Origin of the sequence: Pseudomonas subflava (assembly GCF_023823685.1) — a bacterium.
GTDB classification, from domain to species: Bacteria; Pseudomonadota; Gammaproteobacteria; order Pseudomonadales; family Pseudomonadaceae; genus Aquipseudomonas; species Aquipseudomonas subflava.
On the sequence record NZ_JAMXBF010000006.1, the window covers coordinates 134,016 to 157,877 of the forward strand.

Annotated in this window: 27 protein-coding genes; 15 read left to right on the plus strand and 12 right to left on the minus strand. The window is 63.9% G+C overall.

Annotation, left to right across the window (positions count from 1 at the left end):
* Window positions 1–15: 15 nt before the first annotated feature.
* Window positions 16–1,065 (minus strand): FUSC family protein, encoded by a 1,050-nt coding sequence (locus NF616_RS09745; RefSeq protein ID WP_252273044.1) that lies wholly within the window; start codon window positions 1,063–1,065, stop codon window positions 16–18.
* Between the two features lie 4 nt (window positions 1,066–1,069).
* Window positions 1,070–2,401 (minus strand): deoxyguanosinetriphosphate triphosphohydrolase, encoded by a 1,332-nt coding sequence (locus NF616_RS09750; RefSeq protein WP_252273045.1) that lies wholly within the window; start codon window positions 2,399–2,401, stop codon window positions 1,070–1,072.
* A gap of 200 nt (window positions 2,402–2,601) precedes the next feature.
* Between NF616_RS09750 and NF616_RS21260 the strand changes: the two genes are divergently transcribed.
* Window positions 2,602–3,714 carry a GGDEF domain-containing protein gene (locus NF616_RS21260; RefSeq protein ID WP_252273046.1) on the plus strand — a complete coding sequence of 371 codons (1,113 nt, stop codon included), beginning with the start codon at window positions 2,602–2,604 and terminating at the stop codon, window positions 3,712–3,714.
* A gap of 12 nt (window positions 3,715–3,726) precedes the next feature.
* Here the strand turns inward: NF616_RS21260 and NF616_RS09760 are convergent, their stop codons facing one another.
* The 4 genes from NF616_RS09760 to NF616_RS09775 all read right to left on the minus strand — a co-directional run bounded on the left by NF616_RS09760 (window position 3,727) and on the right by NF616_RS09775 (window position 6,099).
* Window positions 3,727–4,893, minus strand: a complete 1,167-nt coding sequence (locus NF616_RS09760) for an EAL domain-containing protein (protein ID WP_252273047.1) — start codon at window positions 4,891–4,893, stop codon at window positions 3,727–3,729.
* Window positions 4,894–4,981: 88 nt separating this feature from the next.
* Window positions 4,982–5,302 carry a hypothetical protein gene (locus tag NF616_RS09765; RefSeq protein WP_252273048.1) on the minus strand — a complete coding sequence of 107 codons (321 nt, stop codon included), beginning with the start codon at window positions 5,300–5,302 and terminating at the stop codon, window positions 4,982–4,984.
* Window positions 5,299–5,688: a phage holin family protein gene (locus NF616_RS09770; RefSeq protein WP_252273049.1), complete on the minus strand. Its 390-nt coding sequence runs from the start codon at window positions 5,686–5,688 to the stop codon at window positions 5,299–5,301. Before NF616_RS09770 ends, NF616_RS09765 begins: the two co-directional genes overlap by 4 nt.
* A gap of 12 nt (window positions 5,689–5,700) precedes the next feature.
* On the minus strand, window positions 5,701–6,099 hold the full coding sequence (locus tag NF616_RS09775; RefSeq protein ID WP_252273050.1) for an ElaB/YgaM/YqjD family protein: 399 nt from the start codon (window positions 6,097–6,099) through the stop codon (window positions 5,701–5,703).
* A 394-nt stretch (window positions 6,100–6,493) separates the two neighbouring features.
* Between NF616_RS09775 and NF616_RS09780 the strand changes: the two genes are divergently transcribed.
* Window positions 6,494–7,702: an ammonium transporter gene (locus NF616_RS09780; protein ID WP_252273051.1), complete on the plus strand. Its 1,209-nt coding sequence runs from the start codon at window positions 6,494–6,496 to the stop codon at window positions 7,700–7,702.
* A gap of 59 nt (window positions 7,703–7,761) precedes the next feature.
* On the opposite strand, the gene NF616_RS09785 is transcribed toward NF616_RS09780, so the two are convergent.
* Entirely contained in the window at window positions 7,762–9,027 is a 1,266-nt protein-coding gene (locus NF616_RS09785; RefSeq protein ID WP_252273052.1) for an OprD family porin, read from the minus strand.
* A gap of 86 nt (window positions 9,028–9,113) precedes the next feature.
* Window positions 9,114–9,665: an MBL fold metallo-hydrolase gene (locus NF616_RS09790; protein WP_252273053.1), complete on the minus strand. Its 552-nt coding sequence runs from the start codon at window positions 9,663–9,665 to the stop codon at window positions 9,114–9,116.
* 279 nt (window positions 9,666–9,944) lie between these two features.
* Between NF616_RS09790 and NF616_RS09795 the strand changes: the two genes are divergently transcribed.
* Both NF616_RS09795 and NF616_RS09800 read left to right on the plus strand, forming a co-directional pair.
* Entirely contained in the window at window positions 9,945–11,054 is a 1,110-nt protein-coding gene (locus NF616_RS09795; protein WP_252273054.1) for a DUF5610 domain-containing protein, read from the plus strand.
* Between the two features lie 43 nt (window positions 11,055–11,097).
* Window positions 11,098–11,334: a glutaredoxin family protein gene (locus tag NF616_RS09800; RefSeq protein WP_252273055.1), complete on the plus strand. Its 237-nt coding sequence runs from the start codon at window positions 11,098–11,100 to the stop codon at window positions 11,332–11,334.
* A gap of 87 nt (window positions 11,335–11,421) precedes the next feature.
* On the opposite strand, the gene NF616_RS09805 is transcribed toward NF616_RS09800, so the two are convergent.
* From NF616_RS09805 to flgA, 4 genes are all read right to left on the minus strand, one after another.
* Window positions 11,422–12,162, minus strand: a complete 741-nt coding sequence (locus NF616_RS09805) for a flagellar brake protein (protein WP_252273056.1) — start codon at window positions 12,160–12,162, stop codon at window positions 11,422–11,424.
* 78 nt (window positions 12,163–12,240) lie between these two features.
* The gene (locus NF616_RS09810) at window positions 12,241–12,708 is read right to left on the minus strand and encodes a flagella synthesis protein FlgN (RefSeq protein WP_252273057.1); all 468 of its coding nucleotides are present in this window, start codon (window positions 12,706–12,708) and stop codon (window positions 12,241–12,243) included.
* A gap of 49 nt (window positions 12,709–12,757) precedes the next feature.
* Window positions 12,758–13,099, minus strand: a complete 342-nt coding sequence (flgM, locus tag NF616_RS09815; RefSeq protein ID WP_252273058.1) for a flagellar biosynthesis anti-sigma factor FlgM — start codon at window positions 13,097–13,099, stop codon at window positions 12,758–12,760.
* A gap of 133 nt (window positions 13,100–13,232) precedes the next feature.
* Window positions 13,233–13,988, minus strand: coding sequence for a flagellar basal body P-ring formation chaperone FlgA (gene flgA / locus NF616_RS09820; protein ID WP_252273391.1), 756 nt, complete (start codon window positions 13,986–13,988; stop codon window positions 13,233–13,235).
* Between the two features lie 80 nt (window positions 13,989–14,068).
* Here flgA and NF616_RS09825 point away from each other — a divergent pair, with 80 nt between their 5' ends.
* The 11 genes from NF616_RS09825 (at window position 14,069) to flgJ (ending at window position 23,857) form a co-directional block, all read left to right on the plus strand.
* A complete protein-coding gene (locus NF616_RS09825) occupies window positions 14,069–15,001 on the plus strand; it encodes a chemotaxis protein CheV (RefSeq protein WP_252273059.1) in 933 nt (310 codons plus the stop codon).
* Window positions 15,002–15,045: 44 nt separating this feature from the next.
* The gene (gene cheR, locus NF616_RS09830) at window positions 15,046–15,873 is read left to right on the plus strand and encodes a protein-glutamate O-methyltransferase CheR (protein ID WP_252273060.1); all 828 of its coding nucleotides are present in this window, start codon (window positions 15,046–15,048) and stop codon (window positions 15,871–15,873) included.
* A 233-nt stretch (window positions 15,874–16,106) separates the two neighbouring features.
* Window positions 16,107–16,508, plus strand: coding sequence for a flagellar basal body rod protein FlgB (gene flgB, locus NF616_RS09835; RefSeq protein WP_252273061.1), 402 nt, complete (start codon window positions 16,107–16,109; stop codon window positions 16,506–16,508).
* Window positions 16,509–16,522: 14 nt separating this feature from the next.
* Window positions 16,523–16,972 (plus strand): flagellar basal body rod protein FlgC, encoded by a 450-nt coding sequence (gene flgC, locus NF616_RS09840; RefSeq protein ID WP_252273062.1) that lies wholly within the window; start codon window positions 16,523–16,525, stop codon window positions 16,970–16,972.
* Window positions 16,973–16,988: 16 nt separating this feature from the next.
* Window positions 16,989–17,663, plus strand: coding sequence for a flagellar hook assembly protein FlgD (gene flgD, locus NF616_RS09845; protein ID WP_252273063.1), 675 nt, complete (start codon window positions 16,989–16,991; stop codon window positions 17,661–17,663).
* 27 nt (window positions 17,664–17,690) lie between these two features.
* Window positions 17,691–19,001: a flagellar hook protein FlgE gene (gene flgE, locus NF616_RS09850; protein WP_252273064.1), complete on the plus strand. Its 1,311-nt coding sequence runs from the start codon at window positions 17,691–17,693 to the stop codon at window positions 18,999–19,001.
* A 197-nt stretch (window positions 19,002–19,198) separates the two neighbouring features.
* The gene (locus NF616_RS09855; RefSeq protein ID WP_252273065.1) at window positions 19,199–19,942 is read left to right on the plus strand and encodes a flagellar basal body rod protein FlgF; all 744 of its coding nucleotides are present in this window, start codon (window positions 19,199–19,201) and stop codon (window positions 19,940–19,942) included.
* 45 nt (window positions 19,943–19,987) lie between these two features.
* The gene (gene flgG / locus NF616_RS09860; RefSeq protein ID WP_252273066.1) at window positions 19,988–20,773 is read left to right on the plus strand and encodes a flagellar basal-body rod protein FlgG; all 786 of its coding nucleotides are present in this window, start codon (window positions 19,988–19,990) and stop codon (window positions 20,771–20,773) included.
* A 47-nt stretch (window positions 20,774–20,820) separates the two neighbouring features.
* On the plus strand, window positions 20,821–21,534 hold the full coding sequence (gene flgH / locus NF616_RS09865) for a flagellar basal body L-ring protein FlgH (protein WP_252273067.1): 714 nt from the start codon (window positions 20,821–20,823) through the stop codon (window positions 21,532–21,534).
* Window positions 21,535–21,548: 14 nt separating this feature from the next.
* The gene (locus tag NF616_RS09870) at window positions 21,549–22,649 is read left to right on the plus strand and encodes a flagellar basal body P-ring protein FlgI (protein WP_252273068.1); all 1,101 of its coding nucleotides are present in this window, start codon (window positions 21,549–21,551) and stop codon (window positions 22,647–22,649) included.
* Window positions 22,650–22,660: 11 nt separating this feature from the next.
* Window positions 22,661–23,857 carry a flagellar assembly peptidoglycan hydrolase FlgJ gene (gene flgJ, locus NF616_RS09875; protein WP_252273069.1) on the plus strand — a complete coding sequence of 399 codons (1,197 nt, stop codon included), beginning with the start codon at window positions 22,661–22,663 and terminating at the stop codon, window positions 23,855–23,857.
* The last annotated feature ends 5 nt before the right edge of the window (window positions 23,858–23,862 follow it).

Here is a 23,862-nt window from a genome sequence, read left to right on the forward strand (position 1 = left end):
AGCATAGTCGCAACACTAGCGTTGCGGGGCCTCCTTGCGGCGGTTCAGCCACTGTTCCAGACCGTGCATCAGCAGCGCCACCAGCATGGCCAGGACAACGCCTATCAGGCTGTTGAACAGGCGTACCTGAGCCAGATGCCAGTCATGTGACAGGCTCTCGGCCAGGAGCACGAAGCTGACCGTCACCTGCAGCACGAACAGCCCGTAGTGATGGGCCTGGAAGGCCCGGCTGACGATGATCAGCGGCAATATGATGGCGACCATCACCGGCGGGCTCTGCAGGCTGTGACCGAAGTAGATCAGCAGGCCGGCGGCGGCCAGGCTGGCCATGCTCAGCTGCAGGGCGCGCACCAGGCTGCCGCGGAATTCCAGCTGCAGGGTGGCGATCAGGGCGAGCGTCAGCCAGTAGCCACGTTGCAGGCCGGCCAGCTGCACGGTCAGGCCGGCGGCTGCACAGGCCAGGGTGCAACCCAGCGCGTGCAGGCGCCAGCGTTGCTCCGGCAGGCGCTTGGCGTGGCGCCGCAGCACCCTGAGAATGGCCATCAGCCGTGGCATGTGAGGCCACATGCGCAGGCCGTGCAGCCCGCGCAGGCCGAAAGCGAGCAGGGCGACCCAGAGCCCGCCGAGGACGAACAGCGCGGCCACCGCGTCGGCATTCTTCAGCGTGCCCACGCCGAACTGGCCCTGGCCGAGACACAGACACACCGCCAGGCCGATACCCAGCTTGCCCGCCTCGGTGCCGAAGCGTTGCAGCCAGGCCAGCAACAGACCGTAGCAGGCAAACAAGCCCAGGCTGAGCAGCGGGTGGCTGGCGGACCAGAAGCCCAGGCCGGCGCTGCAGGCGCCGAGCAGGGTCAACAGCAGCAGGCGCAGCATGCCGAAGCGGTGCAAGGGATTGGCCTGCGCCGCCTGGAAGGCGCCGGCCGAGGCCCAGAGAAAACCCGGATGGCCGCTGAACAGGCCGAGCACCAGCGGCAGGGCGCAGCCCAGGCCGGCGACCATGGCCGGCCCCCAGGCCGGAGGGCCCGCGTGCCAGCTGAATGCCTGCCGCAGCGCTGCTCTCATCCTGTCACACCGGGCTGGAGCGCCCGGTCATCTCCCGGGCCATCTCGGTGGCGTAGCTGTCGGTCATGCCGGCGATGAAATCGATCATGCGCAGGAACGACATGTACAACGGCCACCCCGGTTCCGGCGCGTAGTGCGCCAGCAGGTCGAGGATGCGCCGGTTCTTAAACGACAGCTCGCGTCCGCTGTGCTGCTCCAGTGCCGCGCCGCAGAAGGCATTGAGAAGGATCTCCAGGGTGGTGTAGGCGCCGATCTCGTGCAGGGTCTTGCGCTTGTCCTGGAAGATCTTCTCCCGAGCGATGCCCTTGGCGCGCAGCACGCAGCGCTTGGCCGGGCCGTGCATGTGCTCCACCAGGTCGCCTTCCAGGGTGCCGCTCAGCAGCGCCGGCTGCTGTTCGACGAAGGCCCGCGCGGCGGCGTTGGTCAGGTGCTCGATGGCCTTGCCGCGCAGGATCGCCAGCTTGCGTCGGCGCGAGTCGGACGGGCCGAGCTGGCGGTAGGTCTCCGGCAGATCGTCGCCGACCAGGTCGAACAGCAGGGCCTCGACCTCCGCGTAGTCGAGCAGCTCCATCTCCACGCCGTCCTCCAGGTCGATCAGCGCGTAGCAGATGTCGTCAGCCGCCTCCATCAGGTAGACCAGCGGGTGGCGTGCCCAGCGCTGGTCGCCGAGCTGGGGCAGGCCGAGCTTGGCGGCAATCTGTTCCAGGCGCGGCAGCTCGTTCTGGTAGCAGCCGAACTTGTGCTTCTTGTAGCCGAGCGCCTCGGCATGGCGGGCGGTCCAGGGATACTTGAGGTAAGTCCCAAGGGTGGCGTAGGTCAGGCGCATGCCGCCGTCGAACTGGTGGTATTCCAGCTGGGTGAGCACGCGAAAGCCCTGGGCATTGCCCTCGAAGCTGAGGAAGTCGGCCCGTTGCGCGTCGTTCATGTCGTCCAGCCAGCCGCGCCCGGCGGCCTGCTGGAACCAGTGGCGGATGGCGTCCTCGCCTGAATGGCCGAAGGGCGGATTGCCGATGTCGTGGGCCAGGCAGGCGGATTGCACGATCACGCCCAGGTCGCTCGGCGCGCACCAGTCCGGCAGCGCATCGCGCAGCATTTCGCCGACGCGCATGCCCAGCGAGCGGCCGACACAGCCGACTTCCAGGGAATGGGTCAGGCGGGTGTGGATGTGATCGTTACTGGAGACCGGGTGGACCTGGGTCTTGCGGCCCAGCCGGCGGAAGGCGCCGGAGAAGATGATGCGGTCGTGATCCTTGTGGAACGGGCTGCGGCCCAGCTCGTCGGAGCTGTGTACGGTTTTGCCGAGTCGTTCGCGGGTGAGCAGGGTCTGCCAATCCAAGGGCTGTCCTCGCCGGTGGGTATTTCCTGGCGCTCCGCCAGGCCGATAGCCCTAGCTTCGGCAATCGCGGCGGTGCCTGCAAGTGCCGCGGCATTCGACTTTCCGCCACTGGGCGGCGACGGGCGGCAGCCAAAGGGGCGGAAGTTCGGTGATATCGTCCTGCTATCGCGTACCGCCGATAACAACAAGAGCAAGAGCACGTGATTTCAGAAGCTGCCTTACCCAAGGACTCGCAGCAGCAGCTGCGCATGCGCCGCTTCATGATGAGCCTGGCCATGTACGTACTGGCCAGCGTTCCCCAGGGCGTTTCCCTGTACAACGGCATTTCCCCGGCCTGGGTCATGGCCCTCTGGGCCGCCATCGCGGTGGTCACCAACCTCGCCTTTTACCTGCTGTTCCGTTGCGGCCTCAATCTGCGCTTTCGCGATCCCAGCCTGACGCTGCCGCAGATGGTCGCCGCCATCGCCATGGTGCTGTTCACCCAGACCTACGCCGGCGAGGCCCGTGGCGCCTATCTGGTGGTGCTGCTGATCATCATGGTGTTCGGCTGCTTCAAGCTGCGCACCGGCCAGTTGCTGGGGCTCAGCCTGCTGACGATCGCCGCCTACGGCCTCACACTGCCGCTGATCCAGCGCATCGACGGCGCGCGCTTCGACCTGGCGGTGGAGATGGTGCTGTGGTGCAGCTTCTCCGCCTTTCTGCCGTTCATCTCCATTCTCGGCGGCAGCATCAGCGACCTGCGCAAGAAGCTGATGGCCAGCAACGCCCAGCTGCAGGAGGTGCTGCAGCAGGTCACCGAGCTGGCCACCCACGACGAGCTCACTGGTGCCTACAACCGCCGTTACCTGCTGGAGATGCTCAACCACGAGAAGAACCGTACCGACCGCGGCGGGGCCGGCTTCTGCGTGTGCATCCTCGACCTCGACTACTTCAAGCGGATCAACGACAGCTACGGCCATTCGGCCGGCGACGAGGTGCTCAAAACCTTCGCCGATGTGGTGCAGCCGCTGCTGCGCAGCACCGATTTCTTCGCCCGCTATGGCGGCGAGGAGTTTCTCCTGTTCCTGCCGCAGACCTCGCTGGAGATGGCCCAGCGCTGCATCAAGCGCATCCAGGACGCCCTGGCCGAGGCGCATTTCGCCAGCCTGCCACCGGAGGTGCGCATCACCGCCTCGATCGGCGTGGCCCAGTACTACCTGCAGGAAACGGTGGCGGGGCTGATCGAACGCGCCGACAAGGCCCTGTACCGGGCCAAGCAGAACGGCCGCGACCGGATGGAGCTGGCGCCGTTTCATCGGCCGATCCTGATCTGATCCTCGAACCTGCTACGCCAGCCTGGCCGCGTCTATGTCGAGCAACAGCAGGCGCCGGCCGTTGTCGATGAACTGGCCGGCGGTCATGCAGTACTGGTTGCTGGTGGCGTCGCGGTAGGTGCTCGACAGGGTCAGCCGGCGTTCTTCCCAGCCTTCGGCGAGCAGCTGATAGAAGTACGGCCGCCAGGACCAGTTGTGGCCCAGGTAGCGTGCATCCTTCTGCCAGTTAAGGCCGTCCCACTGCAGGTTCGGGGTGAGCTGCGTGCCATGCCGGTCGCACTGGTAGATGCGCAGCAGCCAGGGGTAGTCGGATGGGTCGAGCAGCGTGTCGAGACCATCGCCGCGTTCGGCCCAGTGACGCACCAGGCTCATCAGGTCGGCCAACTGGCGGCGCAGGTCCATCAGCCGCGCCCGCTCGGCCAGCTTGCGCTGCACGTACTGGTCACGCAGGCGGGCGAAGCGCTCGACGAAGGCGTCGGTGGCGAAGAACTGTTCTTCGGGCTGGGCGAACAGAAAGCCCTGCACGAAGCGCGCACCGCACTCGAGGGCGAAGTCGAGCTCGGCCTCGGTCTCCACGCCTTCGGCGATGATCCAGCATCCGGTCTTCTCCGCCATCTGCGCCAGGGCGCGCACCACCTCACCGCTGGGGCCTCCGCGGGCGGCTTCCTGGAACAGGCGCATGTCCAGCTTGAGGATGTCGGGTTGCAGCGCCAGCACGCGGTCCAGCTGCGAATAGCCGGCACCGAAGTCGTCGATGGCGATGCGTGCGCCGGCCTCGCGATACTGCGCAACCACCGAAGCGAGCTTGTGGCCGCCGCCGGCCAGTTCGGTGATTTCGAACACCACCCGTTCCGGTGGCGCCTCGTGGCGTTTCAACTGCTTGAGGCTGGGTAGCGCCTGGTTCGGGCGTAGCAGGCCGATCCAGCGTGGCGAGATATTGAGGCTGAGGAACCAGTCCGCCGGGGCCTCGGCCAGGCGGGCGAGGGCGTCTTCGCGAATCTGCCGATCGAGCCTGCGCAGCTGGGACGCGGGAATCCTGGGGTCGGTGAAGAGTGGACCCACCGAGCGCAGGCTGCCGTCGTCCTGACGCAGCCTGCCGAGGGCCTCGATGCCGGCGATGCGGCCGGTGGCGGTATCGATGAAGGGCTGAAAGACTGCCAGGGGTTGCCCGTCGATCACGAACCGTTTCCTTGCACTGGATGAAAAACTTGACCGGCTGGACCGGTCGGCGATTCATCGCAATTGCAAGGATGGGGCCAGTTGGCCGTCAGCGGTGATAGTGCTCTACGCTCGGCTTCTTCACTGCCTTCACACCGCGCACCACCGGATAGAGCATCAGCGCCGCGCGAGCCACCTTGCCGAAGGTGCCGAGGCGGCCACCGAACAGCGTCAGCAACACACCGGCGCCGACCATCAGCGGGGTCTTCACATTAGCCGGGTCGCCCTGGCGCATCTGGCGGAATTGCTGAAGCGGATGGGTCAGCGGCTGAGCGTTGTACAGCAGCTGCTGGCGGTGCATCTCCAGACGCAGACGCACCAGCTCCTTGCGCAGGTCGCGGCGCGCCGCGGAAGTCAGGGATTCGCTCATGGCAACAGGCGCTCCTTGTTACGGGCCAGCTCCGCCATGGTGGCGCGGAACGGCAACTCACCGTCGCGAGCCAGACGCATGGCCTTCATCACGCAGGCCAGCAGGGCGAGTGCGTAGACCACGCAAAGGCCAATGGCGGCAGGTAGACGGTAGGTGTCCCAGAAGGCAATCAGCACTACCGTCGACAGGCCCAGCAGGACCAGCAGGCCGAAGATCAGGCTGAGCCCGGAGAACACGAAGAGGCGGAACGAACGGGACTTCTCTTCCTGGAACTCTATACCGAGGAGTTCCAGATGGCCCTGCAGCAGGCCGACGAAGGCTCCGCCCAGTTTCTTCAGAGAAGGCTTGGGCGGCTCGGCCGCCGGCTGCTGAAGGTCATCATCCATGGTGCTTCTCCGTTAGCGGCGACCGGCCAGCAGGCCGAGCAGGAAACCCACGCCGGCAGCGATGCCGAGAGTCTGCCAGGGATGCTGATGCACGTATTCCTCGGTCTTTTCCATGGCCACGCGACCTTGCTGCTCCAGGCTGTGCTCGGTTTCCTTGAGCAGCTCGCGGGCGCGACCCAGGTTGCCGTTGATGCGGGTGCGCAGCTCCTGCATTTGATGGCCGGCGACTTCGGAGGTCTGGCGCAGCAGGCTTTCGGTGTCGCGGATCAGTGTCTGGAACTCGGAGGACATAGCGTTCTGCGCGTCGCGCAGATTGCGGCGATGGGCTTCCTTGTCGATGTTCGGGGTGGTGCTCGAGGTGGTGCCGGTGGTCTCGAGACCGGACAGGTCAGCGTTCGGTGTGGTGGACATGGCGCTCTCCTTTGGCGTGTTTTACGAACTCTTCAGGTTCGAGCGAAGCAGCTGCGCCGAGGTTCAGGCTTTTTATCCCGCGCTTCAGCTGGCGGCGAGCGGTGCGTCACGTTCACGTCCGTGCCTCGCAATGGCACAGGTTTTGCCACTCGCTGGTGCGCCATACTCGCCGCGTGCCCTCGGATGGTTCGCTCGGTCCATGGCGGGTCTGCCGCCTCTTTTGCTATCTCGCTGAAATAAAAAGGAAAAATGTGCGAGTGCGAGTTTTTGGCGAAGTGCGCGCGCCGAAACGGAGCGAAGTCACCGGATGGTGCTGTCCGGGGTTGCTCGTGTTTGGTGCGTGGTGGCGGCGAAGAGATCGTTTTTGGTGCTTTCAGCCGGGGCAAATGATTCGATGGAAAACCTAAACAGCGCCGTGGAAACCCTGATCCACGGTTCCAACACCCTGTTCATCCTGCTCGGCGCGATCATGGTCCTGGCCATGCACGCCGGCTTCGCCTTTCTCGAAGTCGGCACGGTACGGCACAAGAACCAGGTCAACGCCCTGTCGAAGATCCTCTCGGACTTCGCCGTCTCGGCCCTGGCCTACTTCTTCGTGGGCTACTGGGTGGCCTACGGCGTGACCTTCATGGAGCCGGCGTCCACGCTCACCGCGGGCAGCGGCTATGCGTTGGTGAAGTTCTTCTTCCTGCTGACCTTCGCCGCCGCCATCCCGGCGATCATCTCTGGCGGCATCGCAGAAAGGGCCAAGTTTGGCCCGCAGCTGTGCGCCACGCTGCTGATCGTCGCTTTCGTCTATCCCTTCTTCGAGGGCCTGGTGTGGAACGGCAACTTCGGCCTGCAGGCCTGGCTGACCGAGCGCTTCGGCGCTGCCTTCCATGACTTCGCCGGCTCGGTGGTGGTGCATGCGGTGGGCGGCTGGCTGGCCTTCGGCGCGGTGATCCTGCTCGGTCGTCGCGACGGCCGCTATCGCGACGGCCGCCTGGTGGCCTTCGCGCCGTCGAACATTCCGTTTCTGGCGCTTGGCTCGTGGATCCTGATCATCGGCTGGTTCGGCTTCAACGTGATGAGCGCGCAGACCCTCGGCAGCATCAGCGGCCTGGTGGCGGTCAACTCGCTGATGGCCATGGTCGGCGGCACGGTCGCCGCGCTGCTGGTCGGCCGCAACGACCCCGGCTTCCTGCACAACGGCCCGCTGGCCGGGCTGGTGGCGATCTGCGCCGGCTCCGACCTGATGCACCCGGTCGGTGCGCTGGTCACCGGCGCGATTGCCGGTGCGCTGTTCGTCTGGGCCTTCACCGCGACCCAGGTGAGGTGGAAGATCGACGACGTGCTCGGCGTCTGGCCGCTGCACGGCCTGTGCGGCGTGTGGGGCGGCATCGCCTGCGGCATCTTCGGGCAGGGCTATCTGGGCGGCTTGGGTGGCGTGAGCCTGGCCAGCCAGCTGATCGGCACCGCGCTGGGCGTGCTGGTGGCGCTGGTCGGCGGCTTCCTGGTCTACGGCTTGCTCAAGTCAGTGACCGGCATTCGTCTGAGCCAGGAACAGGAGTACTACGGTGCCGACCTGTCGATCCACAAGATCGGAGCCAACAGCCAGGACTGAGCCCTTCCTGGCAGCACAAAAAAGCCCGCCAATCGGCGGGCTTTTTCATCACTCGGCGCTCACCAGAGCGACAGGCTGTAGCTCAGGATCAATCGGTTCTCGTCCAGGTCGTTGCCGAAGTTCGAGCGCACCGTGGCGTTACGCCATTTTACGCCGAAGTTCTTCAGCGGACCTTCCTGGAACACATAGGCGATGTCGGTGTTGCGTTCCCACTCCTTGCCCTCGGAAGCCCCTGCGCCGAGGTCGACGTTGTCGCCGCTCAGGTAGCGGGTCATGAAGGTCAAGCCAGGGATGCCGATGGCGGCGAAGTTATAGTCGTAACGCGCCTGCCAGGATTTCTCGTCCTTGAAGGCGAAGTCGCCGACCTGCACGTAGTTGACCAGGAACGGATCGGTGCCGCCGATATAGGCGTAGCCGGTGTCGCCGCTCATCTTCTGGTAGCCCAGACCGAAGGCGTGGCCGCCTAGGCTGTAGGTGAACAGGGCGCCGAAGGCCTTGTTGTCGACGTTGGTGTCGCCGTCGTCTGTGGAGCGGGCGAAGCGCAGGTCGCTCTTGAGGCTCTGCTTGTCGCCCAGCGGCAGTACGTGCGTGGCGCTGAGGATGTGCTGCTTGTAGAAGTTGTCCAAGGCGCCGTAGTGGTAGGAGGTGGTCAGCGCGTCGTTCCATTTGTAGCTGGCACCGGCGAAGTTGAACTCGTCGCTGTTGACGCCGCCGGTGCCGGTAAAGCCGCGGCCGTTGCCGGAGGTCATGATCATCGGCTCATGGTCGGACGAATCGCGCTGGTTGACGCGGCTCAGCTGGCCGGCGTCGAGGGCCAGGCCGGCGATTTCCTGGGAGTTGATCCAGCCGCCCTGGAAGCTCTGCGGCAGCAGGCGCGAGTCGTTGGCCTGCACCACCGGCAGCTTGGGCATCAGGGTGCCGGCCTTAAGGACGCTCTTGGAGACCTTGACCTTGGCGGTGACGCCCAAGTCGCCGTAGTCATCCTGGGCGCGGCCGGTTTCGCGGTCGCGCTGCAGGAGACCGGTGCCGGCACGATCCGGGCTGGAGTCGAGTTTCAGGCCCAGGGTGCCGATGGCGTCCACGCCGAAGCCGACGGTGCCCTCGGTGTAGCCCGACTCGAAGCGCAGCAGGAAGCCCTGGGCCCATTCCTCGGCCTTCGACTGGGCGGCGCCCTCCTGACGGAAGTCGCGGTTCATATAGAAGTTGCGTGCCTCGACGCTGGCCTTGCTGTCTTCGATGAAGGCGGCCTGGCTGACGGTTGGCAGGGTGAGGCTGGTGCCCAGCGCGGCGAGGGCCACGCTGCGGGCGAGGGGAGACTTGCTCATTGTTATTGTCCTCGGCTGGTGATGACGGCCCGACATCCGGTCCGGTGCAGCGAAGGGAATAAACCACTTCGCCGCGACGCCGGCCTCTAGACCTTGGTCGAGTCACTCACTCGATCCACTGCGATAGTAGCCAAGCCCCCGCTGTACGGCTTCGTCATGGGCCGGGCGCCTCGACTAGCGGCGGCTGCTCCCGTAGCAAACGATGCACCTCTTCCAATTGCTGGAGGGGCTCTGCGGGTCGTTGTCGACCATGCTTCGGCCGGTGAACCCCTCCAGGCACCCAGCGGGGTGTCGCCGGTGAAGAAGAAGCGCCGGACATCGTCGAGGGTGAAGAACAGGTCGATCGAGCCGGGGGTGTGGCCCGCCATCGGCACCAGCACCAGGCTGCCGTCGCCGAACAAGTCGTAGCTGCGTTCGAAACCCGGGAACGGCTGCGCGTCGAACTGCAAGGGCACCCAGCGGATGGCGCGGGCGAACTGGCTGGGCAGCACCTCCGGCGGAGTGGCGATGCGGCTGAACTCGATCTCCCCGTAGGGCGCCCACACCGGCACCTCGGCAAAGTCGGCCAGGCCCGAGGCGTTCCCATTAGCATCGGCAGTGGCTGAGCGGGATGCGGCATTCTGCGGCTGCAGCTTCATCAATGCTGTTGCCGAATTCCATGCTCGCGAGTACCCCATTTACCGCCAGGCGGGGTCTTTCAAGGCGGCCTTCGCCAGCCGCTGGAGCGGCTCGGTGCCGGCAATGCCGCTCAGCTGGCGAGCCAGCTGCAGTTCCTCTTCGAAGGCACGCGAAGCGGCCGAGGCTTTGCTGCGCGCAGGGAGATCCAGCGCTTCGCTCGATAGCCACTGGTCGGGTTGCCCTCAAATTTCCGGTGTGTCGGCCGTCAAAGGTGCAGTGACTCTTTTTGGTACGCCATCATGACCAATCTGGCTTCTCTGTCGCCTTCACTGGCACGCCCCACTGGTATCAACACCCTGGCCAATCCGCGTGGTCACGTCGAGCCGCAGAACACGCTCGCCAACCGGCTTTCCAGCCATCTCGGCCTTGAGCCTGGCTCTCTCAACGGCAAGCGCGACGATTACACGCCGGAGAAAGTGGCCGGCCGCATCCTCGATTTCATCGACCAGCGCATGAAGAGCGAAGCCGCAGCGGGCGCCGATCCGGCCAAGCTGCAGGAGATGATGGGCCAGGCGCGCGAGGGTGTGGAGAAGGGCTTCGCCGAGGCGCGCAAGATCCTCGACGGCATGGGCGTACTGAAGGGCAAGGTCGCGGAGGATATCGACGCCACCTACGCCAAGATTCAGGAGGGCTTCAGAAATATGGAGTCCACCTATGGCATCAAGGCGCCGAGCACCGGTGACACCGTTTCGGTGACGCCGCGTGGCGAGGGCTTCCGGGCCCAGGCGGAAACCTTTGACATGCAGGTGACGACCCGCGACGGTGATCGCCTGAATATCTCGGTGGCGCGCGCCTCGGCCGAATGGTCGCAGAAGGCCAGCGAAGGCGGCGAGGAAAGCTCGGGCCGTATGCAGATCGGCGGCTGGCAGGTGGATGTCGAGGGCGAGCTGAGCGACGACGAGCGTACTGCGCTGGAAGGACTGTTCAAGCAGGTGCAGGACATCTCCAGCGACTTTTACGCCGGTGATCTCAATGGTGCCTTCGACCGTGCCCTGCAGCTCAATATGGATGGTTCGCAACTGGCGTCCATGTCGCTGCGGCTGACCCAGACCAGCATGCGCCAGGCCAACGACGCCTACAGCTCCGTTGCCCAACAGGGTGGGCAGCCGGCAGCGAGCGCGATGAACGAATCCCTGGTGGATTACGCGCGCGGCCTGCTCGATGCGCTTCGCACTGCCGACAAGGTCTCGGAGGACGCGACCGGCACCTTGGAGCAACTGCTGGATGGCGGTTTCAGCCTCGACGAGCGCCTTGACCAGCAGTCGCTGGAGAAGGCGCGCGAGCTCAATAGTCGCCTGCTCGACGGTATGCAGGGCATGCTCGACAAGACGCCGGCGGAGCAGGCCTGAGCCAGTGGTAGACTGCGTTTCTGATTGAGTTCGGAGACGCCCTATGCCCCCTGAATGCCAACTCTTCGGCACCCTCGGCTGTCATCTCTGTGAGGTGGCCGAGGCGTTGCTGATGCCCTTCGTCCAACACGGCCTGCTGGTCGAACTGATCGACATCGCCGAGCGCGAGGACTGGGTCGAACAATACGGCCTGCGTATTCCCGTGCTGCGCCGTAACGATACGGGTGCCGAACTCGACTGGCCGTTCGACGCCGACCAAGTGGTCGCCTTCCTGCGCTGAGTCGCGAAAACCAACAAACAAGCCGTGCGTTTACGCCATATACAAGAAGGCCGCCTCAGAGGCGGCCTTTTCGTTCAGCGCGACTGCCTATTCCTGCTCGACGCGCCGGGCCTCACGTTGCAGCTGGTAAACGAAGCGCTCGACCTGGCGCTGTTCCAGGCCGCTCATGCGATGGAAGCGCAGCCCGGCGAAGGTCATATCGACCTTCTCCACGTAATGCGCATGGCGCAACTCTGCGGCGGTGGTCATCGAGCCGATGGGCAGCAGGGCGGTAAAGCGCTCGTAGACCTGCCCGGGCTGCAGGCGTCCGGTGACGTCGCCGGAGAAGCGCAGGCGGCAGCCAGTGGCTGAGATGTCCAGCATCTGGCCTTTGAGTGCGGGACTCAGGCGGCTTCCGGAGAGTTCGATATTGACCTGCTGGCCCTGGCCGATGGGGGCGCGGAAGGCGTTGCGGCGCTGGTGATAGGTCACCCGCTCCGGCATATGGCTCCAATAGCAGCGCGCGCCATCCAGTTCGCCGATCTGAACTGGATCCTCACATTCCCAGGCGATGCGTACGCCTTCGTGGAACGCCTCCACGCGGAACGGTTCGCCGTTCTGCATGAAGCGTTCGCCATCGTTGGGTACCATTTCATCCAGCGCGATGACGCCACGCTCCCGATTGACCTCGACCAGATAGCTCTGAAAGCGCTGGTTGCGGTCCTTGAACATCACGATCAGCGGGTCATGGCTCTGCTGCAGCAGGCGCAGGTTGGCGAAGATTTCCAAAGGCGCACTGAGCACCTTGGGCGGCTGAGGGCCTTCGTCTTCGTGAAATGGATTGGACACGATCCAGCATTCTCCAGGTACTACAGCGCTAGCATACTGGCATATAGCCGGTATGTCCCTGTGCTTGTTGTTATTGGCTCAGGCTTGGCTGAGCGGGCGTTGATGCGCGATTTTAGCGGCGCCGCCGCGGCTGTCATAGAGTCCCGGAGTCTCTCCGCCGCGGAGAATGCCCAGAATGCTCTTGAGGGAAGCCTGGTTGGCCCGGATCAAGCGGCCGTTGCGCAGATTGGCGTCGCGGCAGCTTTCCAGGAGTTGGCTTAACTCTTCGCTGCGCGTCAGGAGGTCGGCACCATTTTCGCTCCGGCTGGCCAGCGCTTCCAGGCCGGCGCGATCGGCGCTCAGCTGCTGAGCGGCGAGCATCTGGCTGCGGGCGCTACCGTGCTGGTCGAGTTGGCTGAGGAGGGGGATCTTTTCGGAGAGGATCTGTTCTAGGCGCGGCAAGTCGCGCTCGCTCATGGCCTGGAATTCGGCGTCGATCAGCTCAAGTAGGCGCTGGGCCGTGCCGATATCGTCTGTGAACAGTTGCAGCAGTTCGTTGGTTTGCATCGCGGGCTCTGGGGATCGGGCGTCCAATATCCCCAGCGCAGCCCTGGGACTAGCGCTGGGATTCGAAATCGAGCAGCTTGCTGGCGACGCGCTTGGCATCGACCTGGTAGCTGCCGTCGGCAATGGCCTGCTTCAGTTTGGCGACGCGCTCTTTATCCACGGTCGGCAGGTCACGCAGCTTGTCGCTCACTTTCTGCAACTGTTGGGCTTCGCGGCTGAGCTGTACGGATTCGCCCGTTTTGCCGGCACTGGCCTGCTCGTCGGCGACCTGGGTCGCGCTGGGCGGCGTAGTGCTGACGGCCTCGTTACGGCCGGTGGCCTGGGCGTTGCCTGCGCGACCGCTGTTGGCGGTATTGGCGGCATTGTTCAGCCGGTTGAAGTCGATAACCATGTTGTGAACCTCTGACGGTATCTGGACGCTTGACTAAGGTGTCGGCAGGTTCCGTCGTAACTTTAGGGCGCGAAAGTGTGTTTCGTTCAACAGTGTAGAAAATCGCTCTGGAGTTGCGCTACAAGAATCGTGCCTACATCTCCACTTCGACCTGTCCAGGCCCTATCACACGAGCTCTGACAACCCGTTGCGAGCTAAGGTTGCGTACGCTGATCTGCTCGCCGAGGGTGCCGTCCGCCAGCGCTTCCCCCTGAACGCGCACCGCGATGCCGCCGCTTCGCGCGGCGATCACCACCTGGTCGCCGCGGTACACACTCTCCGCCAGTTCCAGTTGCGAAGGTATCAGGACCTGATCTGCCGCGACCGGCCGCGTCATTTTTCTGCCGATGACCAGGGTCGGATCGGTGATGTAACTGCGCAGAGCCCCCACGTCCTGTTCGATCAGAGCAATGTTCCGCTCGCTGACGATGCTGTTGCGCTTGAGCGGCGTCTTGAGCACGACCACCGGTCGGAAGACACGCACTTGTGCCGGTACGAAGACTGTCCAAGGCGTACTGCCTTCGCAGCTGACCCGCACCGTGACCCTGCCGACCGGCTGAGCCGGACTCTCCAGGCTCTGTGTCAAATCGCTGTCGCAGGCGGCGAGACGTAGGCGGGGATCAATCGGATTGACCTCGATTTCATGGCGCGCGGAGATTTCGCTACGCTCCAGATAGTCTTCTACGGTGAATTCAAGAAAGCCCTCGGTGGCGCCGATAAGCTCCTCGGGCAGAGTCATTGGCGCGGCGTGCAGCGCGCTGTAGCCGAACAGGCCCAAAGCGGGTAAAACACCGGCGAGACCTAGGCGTTTTGCCATCATGCGTCGGAAAAGTGTCGTGAGTGCGTTCATGTCGCTCACGAAGCAAGGCTTGTGCCGCCTGCTAGGCTTCAGCAGGAAGCGCGGCAAAATGAACGATAAGGAGTCTGGGCATGGCCGGAGTATTGGACTCGGTTAACCAGCGTACTCAGCTGGTCGGGCAGAACCGCCTGGAGCTTTTGCTGTTCCGGCTGGATACCCCTCAGCTGTATGGCATCAACGTGTTCAAGGTGAAGGAGGTGCTGCAGTGCCCCAAGCTCACCGTGATGCCCAAGTCCAGTCGCGTGGTGCGCGGCGTGGCGAACATTCGCGGGGGCACCATACCCATCCTCGATCTGGCCCTGGCCACCGGTAGGCAGGCGCTGGACAACATCGAAAACAGCTTTGTGATCATCACCGAATACAACACCAAGGTGCAGGGCTTCCTGGTGCGTTCGGTCGAGCGGATCGTCAACATGAACTGGGAAGAGATCCATCCACCACCCAAGGGCACCGGTCGTGACCACTACCTGACGGCGGTGACGCGGGTGGACAAGCAATTGGTCGAGATCATCGACGTGGAGAAGATCCTCGCCGAGGTCGCGCCGATGTCAGAGACCATTTCCGAGGGCGTGGTTGACGTCGAGACCCAGGCCAAGGCAGTTACCCAGCGGGTGCTGATCTGCGACGATTCCTCGGTGGCGCGCAAGCAAGTCTCGCGCTGCCTGGAGAGCATCGGCGTCGAAGTGGTGGCGCTCAACGATGGCCGCGAGGCCTACGACTATCTGCGCAAGATGGTGGAGGAGGGCAAGAACCCCTCTCAGGAATTCCTCATGCTGATCTCCGACATCGAGATGCCGGAGATGGACGGCTACACCCTGACGGCGGAGATTCGCTCCGATCCGAGGATGCAGAATCTGCATGTGATTCTGCATACTTCGCTCTCCGGCGTGTTCAACCAGGCGATGGTTAAGAAGGTCGGTGCGGACGACTTCCTCGCGAAGTTCCGTCCGGACGAACTGGCTTCCCGCGTGGTTGAACGCATCCGGGTGGCCGATGGAGGCTAGGGGCGGCGCCCCTGGTCAGGACTATGTTTGGTGAGGCGCCATTAGTGTCTTCGGGCAATTTGGATTTCGAGCAGTTCCGGACCTTTCTGGAAAAGGCTTGCGGCATTCTGCTGGGGAGCAACAAGCAGTACCTGGTATCCAGCCGCCTCAACAAGCTGATGGAGCAGCAGGGGATCAAGACCCTCGGCGAACTCGTGCAGAAAATGCAGGCTCAGCCGCGCGGTGGCTTGCGCGAACAGGTGGTCGATGCCATGACCACCAACGAGACGCTGTGGTTTCGCGACACCTATCCCTTCGAGGTGATGAAGAACCGGGTGTTGCCGGAGCTGATCAAGGCCAACCCCAGCCAGCGGCTGCGCATCTGGTCGGCGGCCTGCTCGTCCGGTCAGGAGCCCTATTCGCTGTCGATGACCATCGACGAGTTCGAGAAGACCAACCTGGGCCAGCTCAAGGCCGGTGTGCAGATCGTTGCCACCGATCTGTCGCCGTCGATGCTGACGAACTGCAAGTCCGGCGAATACGACAGCCTGGCCATGGGCCGGGGCCTGTCGCAGGATCGGTTGCAGCGCTACTTCGACCCCAAGGGCCCGGGGCGCTGGGCGGTGAAGCCGGCGATCAAGAGCCGCGTGGAATTCCGTCCGCTGAACCTGTTGGAAAGCTATGCGGCGCTGGGCAAGTTCGACGTGGTGTTCTGCCGCAACGTGCTGATCTATTTCTCCGCCGAGGTGAAGAAGGACATCCTCACCCGCATCCACGCGACGCTGAAGCCGGGCGGCTACCTGTTCCTCGGTGCTTCGGAGGCGCTCAATGGCCTGCCGGACCTGTATCAGATGGTTCAGTGCAGCCCGGGGATCATCTACAAGGTGAAGTGATTCTTGCCGGTTGTACGAGACGGGAGGCCACGGCCTCCCGTTTTCGTTTGCGAGCGGCAAGGCGGCATTGCCGCTCGGGCCTGCGAGGCGGAAAACCCTTGCCGCTTGCCGCTCTGTCTCGTACCGGAAATCCTTCAGGTGTCTGATAAATAACGAAAAATTATTCTGGCATGGCACTTGCTAATTCACTGGCACGGCAACATCGGTCCGTCCAAACGGCAAGGTCCAAGCTCATGAGCATCAGTTTTTCGAACGCCCTCGGCATCCACGAACAGGCCCTCAAGTTCCGCACCCAGCGTGCAGAGGTGCTGGCCAACAACCTGGTCAATGCCGACACGCCAAACTTCAAGGCGCGTGATCTGGACTTCGCCGCCGTGCTGGAAGCCGAGAACGAGAAGAACAAGGGCGGCTTTAGGCTGGAGCAGACCGATGCTCGTCATATCCCGGCCGAAGGCATCACCGAGGACGCCTCGCTGATGTATCGCCACCCCTTCCATCCGTCCCTTGACCAGAACACTGTCGATGCCCAGATCGAGCAGGCCAAGTACGCCGAGAACACCACGCAGTTCCAGGCCAGCTTCACCCTGCTCAACAGCAAGTTCAAAGGTCTGATTGGCGCCCTGCGCGGCGAATAAAGGAGCACGAAGTCATGTCTCTCGCCAACGTCTTCAACATCGCCGGCACCGGCATGAGCGCCCAGAGCACTCGGCTGAACACCATTTCCAGCAACATCGCCAATGCCGAGACCGTTTCCTCGAGCATCGACCAGACCTACCGCGCGCGCCATCCGGTGTTCGCCACCGTGTACCAGGGCTCCCTGGATGGCACTGGCGACCGTGGCTCGCTGTTCGCCGACCAGGACGAATCGGGCGTCGGCGTGCAGGTGCTCGGCATCGTCGAGGACCAGAGCTCCCTGACGCCGCGCTACGAGCCGAACCATCCGGCGGCGGACGAGAAGGGCTACGTGTACTACCCCAACGTCAACGTGGTGGAGGAGATGGCCGACATGATCTCCGCCAGCCGCAATTTCCAGACCAACGCGGACGTGATGAACACCGCCAAGCAGATGATTCAGCGCGTGCTGACACTGGGCCAGTAAGGCGAGAGGGAACGAGATGAGCGTCGAAAACGTTAATGGAAGCGGTTCGGTCCTCGACCAGTACCAGATTCGTGACCAGGCCGGCAGCAACGAGCTGGGCAAGGATCAGTTTCTGCAACTGCTGGTGGCCCAGATGAACAACCAGAACCCCCTCGATCCGCAGACCAACAGCGAATTCGTCGCCCAGTTGGCCCAGTTCAGTACCGTCGAAGGCATCGACAACCTGAACACCAGCTTCGAGAACATGCTCGCCAGCACGCAGTCGTCCCAGGCGCTGCAGGCCTCGTCGCTGGTCGGTCGCAAGGTCATCGTCACCACCAACAAGGCGCTGGTCGATACCAGCGAGCCCCTCAAGGGCAGCGTGGCCGTGACCCAGTCCACCGACAACCTGTACGTGAACATCTACGACAGCAAGGGCAACCAGGTGAACCGCATCAGCCTCGGCGCCGCGCCGGCCGGCAACATTGGCTTCACCTGGGACGGCAAGGACGCCGACGGCAAGGTATTGCCGGAAGGTGTCTACAAGTTCGAGGCGCAGGTGCAGGTCGAGGGCAAGACCGTGGCCATGGACACCGCGCTGCCGGCCAATGTCGACAGCGTCACCCTCGGTCAGAACGGCGGCGAGATGCTGCTGAATCTCGCCGGCCTCGGCAGCATTCCTCTTTCCAAAGTTCAGGTCGTCGGCCAGTAATCGGTTGCCACTCAGGAGTATTCCAATATGTCGTTCAACATCGGTCTTAGTGGTATCAAGGCAGCGTCCAGTGATCTGAACATCACCGGCAACAACATCGCCAACGCCGGTACCGTCGGCTTCAAGCAGTCCCGTGGCGAGTTCCAGGATCTCTACTCGGCATCCATGCTCGGCTCCGGCAGCAAGCAGATCGGCAGCGGCGTGCTGCTGGCCAACGTTGCCCAGCTGTTCAACCAGGGCACCATCGATTACACCGAAAACGCGCTGGACCTGGCCATCAACGGCAACGGCTTCTTCGTCACCAGCAACAACGGCGCGGTTTCCTACACCCGTGCCGGCTACTTCGGCACCGACCGGTCCGGCTTCGTGGTCGACAACAACGGATATCGCCTGCAGGGCTACAGCGTCAACGAGAACGGTGACCTGCAGAACGGTGTAGTCGGTGACCTGCAGATCAGCACCTCCAATCAGGCGCCGCGGGCGACCACCGAGATCCTGCAGACGCTCAACCTGAACTCCACCAACACCACGCCGGTGAATACGCCTTTCGATCCAGCGGACCCGACCACCTACAACTCCTCGACCTCGGTGAACATCTACGACGCGCAGGGCAACGCGCACGTGATGACCCAGTACTTCGTCAAGAACAGCGCCAACAACTGGACCATGAACGTGCTGGTGGATGGTCGCAACCCATCCGATCCGGCGTCCACCGAACCCTACACCGTGACGGTACCCTTCGATGACAGCGGCAACCTGGGCACCATGGTGCCGGGTACGCCGACCACCGGTGCCGGCTTCTCCATCGCCGACAACGTGCTGACGCTGAGCGATTGGGTACCGGCGCAGTCGGATGGCGGCACGCCGCCGGTGTGGGCCGCCAATGGCGCCGCGGCCTCGGACATCGACCTGGACATGCGCGGTTCCACCCAGTATTCCAGCGCCTTCGCGGTGAATAGCATCGAGCAGGATGGCTACACCACGGGTCAGCTGTCCGGTCTGGAGATCGACGCCGAGGGCAACGTGTTTGCCCGCTATACCAATGGTCAGTCGACGATTCAGGGGCAGGTGGTGCTGGCCAACTTCGCCAACCCGCAGGGCCTGACTCCGGTCGGCAAGACTTCCTGGGTGCAGTCCTCGGAGTCTGGCGAGCCGGTGATCGGCACGCCACGCTCTGGCACCTTGGGCGCCCTGCAGTCCGGTGCGCTGGAGGCCTCCAACGTGGATATTTCCACCGAGCTGGTCGACCTGATCGTGGCGCAGCGTAATTACCAGGCGAACGCCAAGACCATCGAGACCGAAAGCGCGATCACCCAGACCATCATCAACTTGCGTTGATCCCGGCGGCGGCAAGTCCGTTGCCGCTGGCGGCAGCGGATCGCCGCTTTCCCGACTCGAAGCCCCTCGCGGGGCTTCTTTGTTTTATTTTTCCCTATATTTATCAGTGTCTTATGGGTTTTTCGCGGCGTTGGCACAGGGATTGCTGAATACCTGCCAATAGCACTCGGGGCGTCAATGTCCCAGCGGAGAACACCATGGACAAGATGCTGTACGTCTCCATGACGGGCGCCAAAGAGAACACGCTGGCCATGCGCGCCCATGCCAACAATCTGGCGAATGTTTCGACGACCGGTTTCAAGCGTGACTTCGAGCAGGCTCGCTCGATGCCTGTATTCGGCGATCACTTTCCGGCGCGCGTGTACGCCATGAGCGAGCGTCCGGGCACCGATTTCACGGCGGGAACGCTGCAGGAAACCGGCAACGACCTGGATGTGGCCGTCGAGGGCCAGGGCTGGGTCGCCGTGCAGGCGGCGGACGGTAGCGAGGCGTATGTACGTACCGCCGCCATGCAGATCGACGCCCTCGGCATCCTGCGTACCGGCAGCGGCTTGCCGGTGCTCGGCAATGGCGGGCCGATCGCCGTGCCGCCCGAACAGAAGGTGGAAATCGGCGCCGACGGCACCATCAGCATCCGTGCCCTTGGCGAAGCGCCGAACGTGATGGCCGAAGTGGATCGCATCAAGCTGGTCAATCCCGATCCGAGCACCCTTGAAAAGGGCCTCGACGGCATGATCCGTGTCAAAGATCAGACCGAGCCGCTGGCGCCGGACGCCAACGTGCGAGTGGTCTCCGGCTTCCTGGAAGCCAGCAACGTGAACGCCGTTGAAGAGATGACGGCCATTCTCTCGCTGTCTCGGCAATTCGAACTGCACGTGAAGATGATGCGCACCGCCGAAGAAGACGCGACTGCGGCGGCAAGAGTCCTGCAGTCCAGCTAATCACCCGTAGCAGCGTCACGACGTCGACGCTTCAGGAGAACACTTATGCTTCCGGCACTTTGGGTCAGTAAAACCGGTCTGTCCGCCCAGGACATGAACCTGACCACCATCTCCAACAACCTGGCGAACGTTTCGACCACCGGCTTCAAGCGCGACCGTGCCGAGTTCCAGGACCTGCTGTACCAGATCCGCAAACAGCCCGGCGCCCAGTCCACCCAGGACAGCGAGCTGCCCACCGGCCTGCAGCTGGGTACCGGTGTGCGCATCGCCGGCACCCAGAAGATCTTCACCCAGGGTAGCCTGCAGACCACCGAGCAGCCGCTGGACATCGCCATCAACGGCCGGGGCTTCTTCCAGATCCTGATGCCCGACGGCACCGTGTCCTACACCCGCGACGGCAGCTTCCACCTCAATTCGGACGGTCAGGTGGTCACCGATCAGGGCTATCCGCTGGAGCCGGCCATCGTGCTGCCACCGGAGGTGCAGACCTTCATGGTCGGCGAGGACGGCACCGCGTCGATAACCACCTTCGGCAACCCGACGCCGCAGGTGATAGGCAACATCCAGACCGCCGACTTCATCAACCCGGCCGGCCTGCAGGCCATCGGCGGCAACCTGTTCCTGGAAACCGCGTCCAGTGGCGCGCCGCAGGTCGGCACGCCGGGCCTCACCGGCCTCGGTCAGGTGCTGCAGAACACCCTGGAAAACTCCAACGTCAGCGTGGTCGAGGAGCTGGTGAACATGATCACCACCCAGCGTGCCTACGAGATGAACTCCAAGGTCATCTCCACCGCCGACCAGATGCTGTCCTTCGTTACCCAGAATCTTTGATCCATAGGCGCCGGCTCCGTCGGCGTCGCGCTGTGAGGTACCAGGTTATGAACCGGCCGATGATGATTGTTTGCCTGCTGGGATGCGCGGCTCTGAGTGGATGCGTCTCCCCGCCACCGAAGCCGGATGACCCCTATTACGCACCGGTGCTGCCGCGCACGCCGCTGCCCGCCGCCCAGACCAACGGTGCTATCTACCAGGCCGGCTTCGAGAACAATCTGTATGGGGATCGCAAGGCCTACCGGGTCGGCGACATCATCACCATCTCCCTGAGCGAGCGCACCCAGGCGAGCAAGTCGGCGGGCTCCAATATGTCCAAGGACAGCAGCGCCAACCTGGGCCTGACCTCGCTGTTCGGAGGCGGTGTGTCCCTGAACAATCCGAATTCCAGCCTCAATCCGCTTAGGGCCGACGACCTCAGCCTGGACGTGGGCTACCGCGGCACCCGCGCCACCGAGGGTGACAGCGCGGCAGACCAGAGCAACAGCCTGACCGGCTCGATCACCGTGACCGTGGCCGAAGTGCTGCCCAACGGCATTCTCGCCGTGCGCGGCGAGAAGTGGCTGACCCTGAACACCGGCGACGAGCTGGTGCGCATTGCCGGCATGGTCCGTGCGGACGACATCGCCACCGACAACACCGTGTCCTCGACCCGTGTGGCCAATGCGCGCATCACCTATTCCGGCACCGGCGCCTTCGCCGATGCCAGTCAGCCGGGCTGGTTCGATCGGTTCTTCATGAGCCCGTTGTTCCCGTTCTGAGCAGGTAACCGAGCATGAAACGACTGATATCCGTCTTCTGCCTGCTGCTCGCCACGGGCGTGGCTCAGGCCGAGCGCCTGAAGGATCTGGCCAGCATCCAGGGTGTGCGGAGCAACCAACTGATCGGTTACGGCCTGGTGGTCGGCCTCAACGGCACGGGCGACCAGACCACCCAGACGCCGTTCACCCTGCAGACCTTCAACAACATGCTGGCGCAATTCGGCATCAAGGTGCCGGTCGGCGGCGGCAACGTGCAGCTGAAGAACGTCGCGGCGGTCTCCGTACATGCCGAGTTGCCGGCTTTTTCCAAACCCGGCCAGACCCTGGACGTGACCATTTCCTCCATCGGCAACGCCAAGAGCCTGCGCGGCGGCAGCCTGCTGATGACCCCGCTGAAGGGCATCGATGGCAATGTCTACGGTATCGCCCAGGGCAACCTGGTGGTCGGCGGCTTCGACGCCACCGGTGGCGACGGCTCGCGCATCACCGTCAACGTGCCGTCGGCCGGACGTATCCCCGGCGGCGCCACCGTCGAGCGGCCCGTGCCGAGTGGCTTCGATCAGGGCAACACCCTGACGCTCAATCTCAATCGCCCGGACTTCACCACGGCCAAGAATATCGTCGACCAGATCAACGGCCTGCTCGGCCCGGGCGTGGCCCAGGCGTTGGACGGTGGCTCGATCCGCGTCAGCGCGCCGCTGGACCCGAACCAGCGCGTCGATTATCTGGCGGTGCTGGAGAACATCGAGATCGAAGCAGGGCAGGCGGCGGCGAAAGTCATCATCAATTCCCGAACCGGCACCATTGTCATCGGTCAGAACGTTAAGGTGCAGCCGGCCGCGGTGACCCACGGCAGCCTGACGGTGACCATCACCGAAGACCCCATCGTCAGCCAGCCCAACGCGCTGTCCGGCGGCCAGACCGCGGTGGTGCCGCGCTCGCGCGTGGACGCGGCGGAGGAGGCCAAGCCGATGTTCAAGTTCGGCCCCGGCACCACGCTCGACGAAATCGTCAGGGCGGTCAACCAGGTGGGCGCGGCGCCGTCCGACCTGATGGCCATCCTGGAAGCCCTCAAGCAGGCCGGTGCGCTCCAGGCCGACCTGATCGTGATCTGAGGAGGCAGCCCATGGATATCAACGTCCCGGCCGGCCTGTCCCGTGGCAAGCACTTCGACAGCGGCGCCTACACCGACCTGACCCGGCTCAGCCAGTTCAAGGTCGGCGGCGACAGCGACAGCAACATCAAGAAGGTGGCGCAGGAGTTCGAGTCGGTCTTCGTCAATGAAATGATGAAGGCAATGCGCAAGGCCAACGAGGTCTTCGGCGAAGACAACTTCATGAACAGCAACGCCAGCAAGACCTACCAGGACATGTACGACCAGCAGCTGGCCGTGACCATGTCCAAGAGTGCCAATGGCATCGGTCTGGCCAATGTGCTGGAGCGTCAGCTGAGCAAAATGAAGGGCGGCGACCATCGGACCAATCCCTTCCCGCAGATGGCCGCCGTGGCCAGCAACGATGCTGCCGTCCCGCGTCCGGGTGCGTTCAAAGCCGCCGCCAGCCCAGAACCGAATCCTGGTCGCGACGATTCCAAGCTGCTGGCCCAGCGCCGCCTGACCCTGCCACCGCGGCTCACCGACCGGCTGCTGGCCGGCATCGTGCCCGCCAATGGCGTGGCCGAGGGCGAAGCGGTGGCAGGCAGCGACTGGATATCCGACGGCGCCCGCAAGGTCGAGGGCGGCAAGCCGCTGGCTCTAAGCGACAGTGATGCGATCAGCGGGCGCCGCATGGCCCAGCCGCCGCTTGCCACGGGCAAGTCCGCGTTCGCCTCGGCCGCAGAATTCGTCGAGACCATGCTGCCGATGGCCGAGGAGGCCGCGCGGCAGATCGGCGTCGACGCCCGCTACCTGGTGGCCCAGGCCGCGCTGGAAACCGGCTGGGGCAAGTCGATCATCCGCCAGTCCGACGGTAGCAGCAGCCACAACCTGTTTGGCATCAAGGCCCATGGCGGTTGGCAGGGCGATTCGGCGCGGGTGCTGACCACCGAATACAAGGGCGGCGAGGCGGTCAAGGAGGCGGCATCGTTCCGTACCTACGACTCGTACCAGCAGAGCTTCAACGACTACGTGAACTTCCTGCAGGGCAACGGCCGCTACGAGGAGGCGCTGGCCTCCACCGACAACCCCGAGCATTTCGTCCGCGAGCTGCAGGAGGCCGGTTACGCCACCGACCCGCAGTACGCCCGCAAGATTTCCCAGATAGCCCGCCAGATGCAGACCTACCAGACCGTCGCCTCTGCCGAAGCCAACACCACAAGGAGCTGATGAGT

Bases quoted from the DNA above. Each gene is read 5' to 3' on its own strand.
- NF616_RS09775 (WP_252273050.1), bottom strand. From the start codon at position 6,099: ATGTCCACCACACCGAACGCTGACCTGTCCGGTCTCGAGACCACCGGC.
- NF616_RS09780 (WP_252273051.1), top strand. From the start codon at position 6,494: ATGGAAAACCTAAACAGCGCCGTGGAAACCCTGATCCACGGTTCCAAC.
- flgH (WP_252273067.1), top strand. From the start codon at position 20,821: ATGAACCGGCCGATGATGATTGTTTGCCTGCTGGGATGCGCGGCTCTG.
- NF616_RS09855 (WP_252273065.1), top strand. From the start codon at position 19,199: ATGGACAAGATGCTGTACGTCTCCATGACGGGCGCCAAAGAGAACACG.
- flgE (WP_252273064.1), top strand. From the start codon at position 17,691: ATGTCGTTCAACATCGGTCTTAGTGGTATCAAGGCAGCGTCCAGTGAT.
- NF616_RS09785 (WP_252273052.1), bottom strand. From the start codon at position 9,027: ATGAGCAAGTCTCCCCTCGCCCGCAGCGTGGCCCTCGCCGCGCTGGGC.
- NF616_RS09825 (WP_252273059.1), top strand. From the start codon at position 14,069: ATGGCCGGAGTATTGGACTCGGTTAACCAGCGTACTCAGCTGGTCGGG.
- NF616_RS09790 (WP_252273053.1), bottom strand. From the start codon at position 9,665: ATGAAGCTGCAGCCGCAGAATGCCGCATCCCGCTCAGCCACTGCCGAT.
- flgA (WP_252273391.1), bottom strand. From the start codon at position 13,988: ATGAACGCACTCACGACACTTTTCCGACGCATGATGGCAAAACGCCTA.
- flgC (WP_252273062.1), top strand. From the start codon at position 16,523: ATGTCTCTCGCCAACGTCTTCAACATCGCCGGCACCGGCATGAGCGCC.
- NF616_RS09795 (WP_252273054.1), top strand. From the start codon at position 9,945: ATGACCAATCTGGCTTCTCTGTCGCCTTCACTGGCACGCCCCACTGGT.
- NF616_RS09770 (WP_252273049.1), bottom strand. From the start codon at position 5,688: ATGGATGATGACCTTCAGCAGCCGGCGGCCGAGCCGCCCAAGCCTTCT.
- NF616_RS09810 (WP_252273057.1), bottom strand. From the start codon at position 12,708: ATGCAAACCAACGAACTGCTGCAACTGTTCACAGACGATATCGGCACG.
- flgJ (WP_252273069.1), top strand. From the start codon at position 22,661: ATGGATATCAACGTCCCGGCCGGCCTGTCCCGTGGCAAGCACTTCGAC.
- NF616_RS09800 (WP_252273055.1), top strand. From the start codon at position 11,098: ATGCCCCCTGAATGCCAACTCTTCGGCACCCTCGGCTGTCATCTCTGT.
- flgG (WP_252273066.1), top strand. From the start codon at position 19,988: ATGCTTCCGGCACTTTGGGTCAGTAAAACCGGTCTGTCCGCCCAGGAC.
- NF616_RS09870 (WP_252273068.1), top strand. From the start codon at position 21,549: ATGAAACGACTGATATCCGTCTTCTGCCTGCTGCTCGCCACGGGCGTG.
- flgM (WP_252273058.1), bottom strand. From the start codon at position 13,099: ATGGTTATCGACTTCAACCGGCTGAACAATGCCGCCAATACCGCCAAC.
- NF616_RS09765 (WP_252273048.1), bottom strand. From the start codon at position 5,302: ATGAGCGAATCCCTGACTTCCGCGGCGCGCCGCGACCTGCGCAAGGAG.
- NF616_RS09745 (WP_252273044.1), bottom strand. From the start codon at position 1,065: ATGAGAGCAGCGCTGCGGCAGGCATTCAGCTGGCACGCGGGCCCTCCG.
- flgB (WP_252273061.1), top strand. From the start codon at position 16,107: ATGAGCATCAGTTTTTCGAACGCCCTCGGCATCCACGAACAGGCCCTC.
- flgD (WP_252273063.1), top strand. From the start codon at position 16,989: ATGAGCGTCGAAAACGTTAATGGAAGCGGTTCGGTCCTCGACCAGTAC.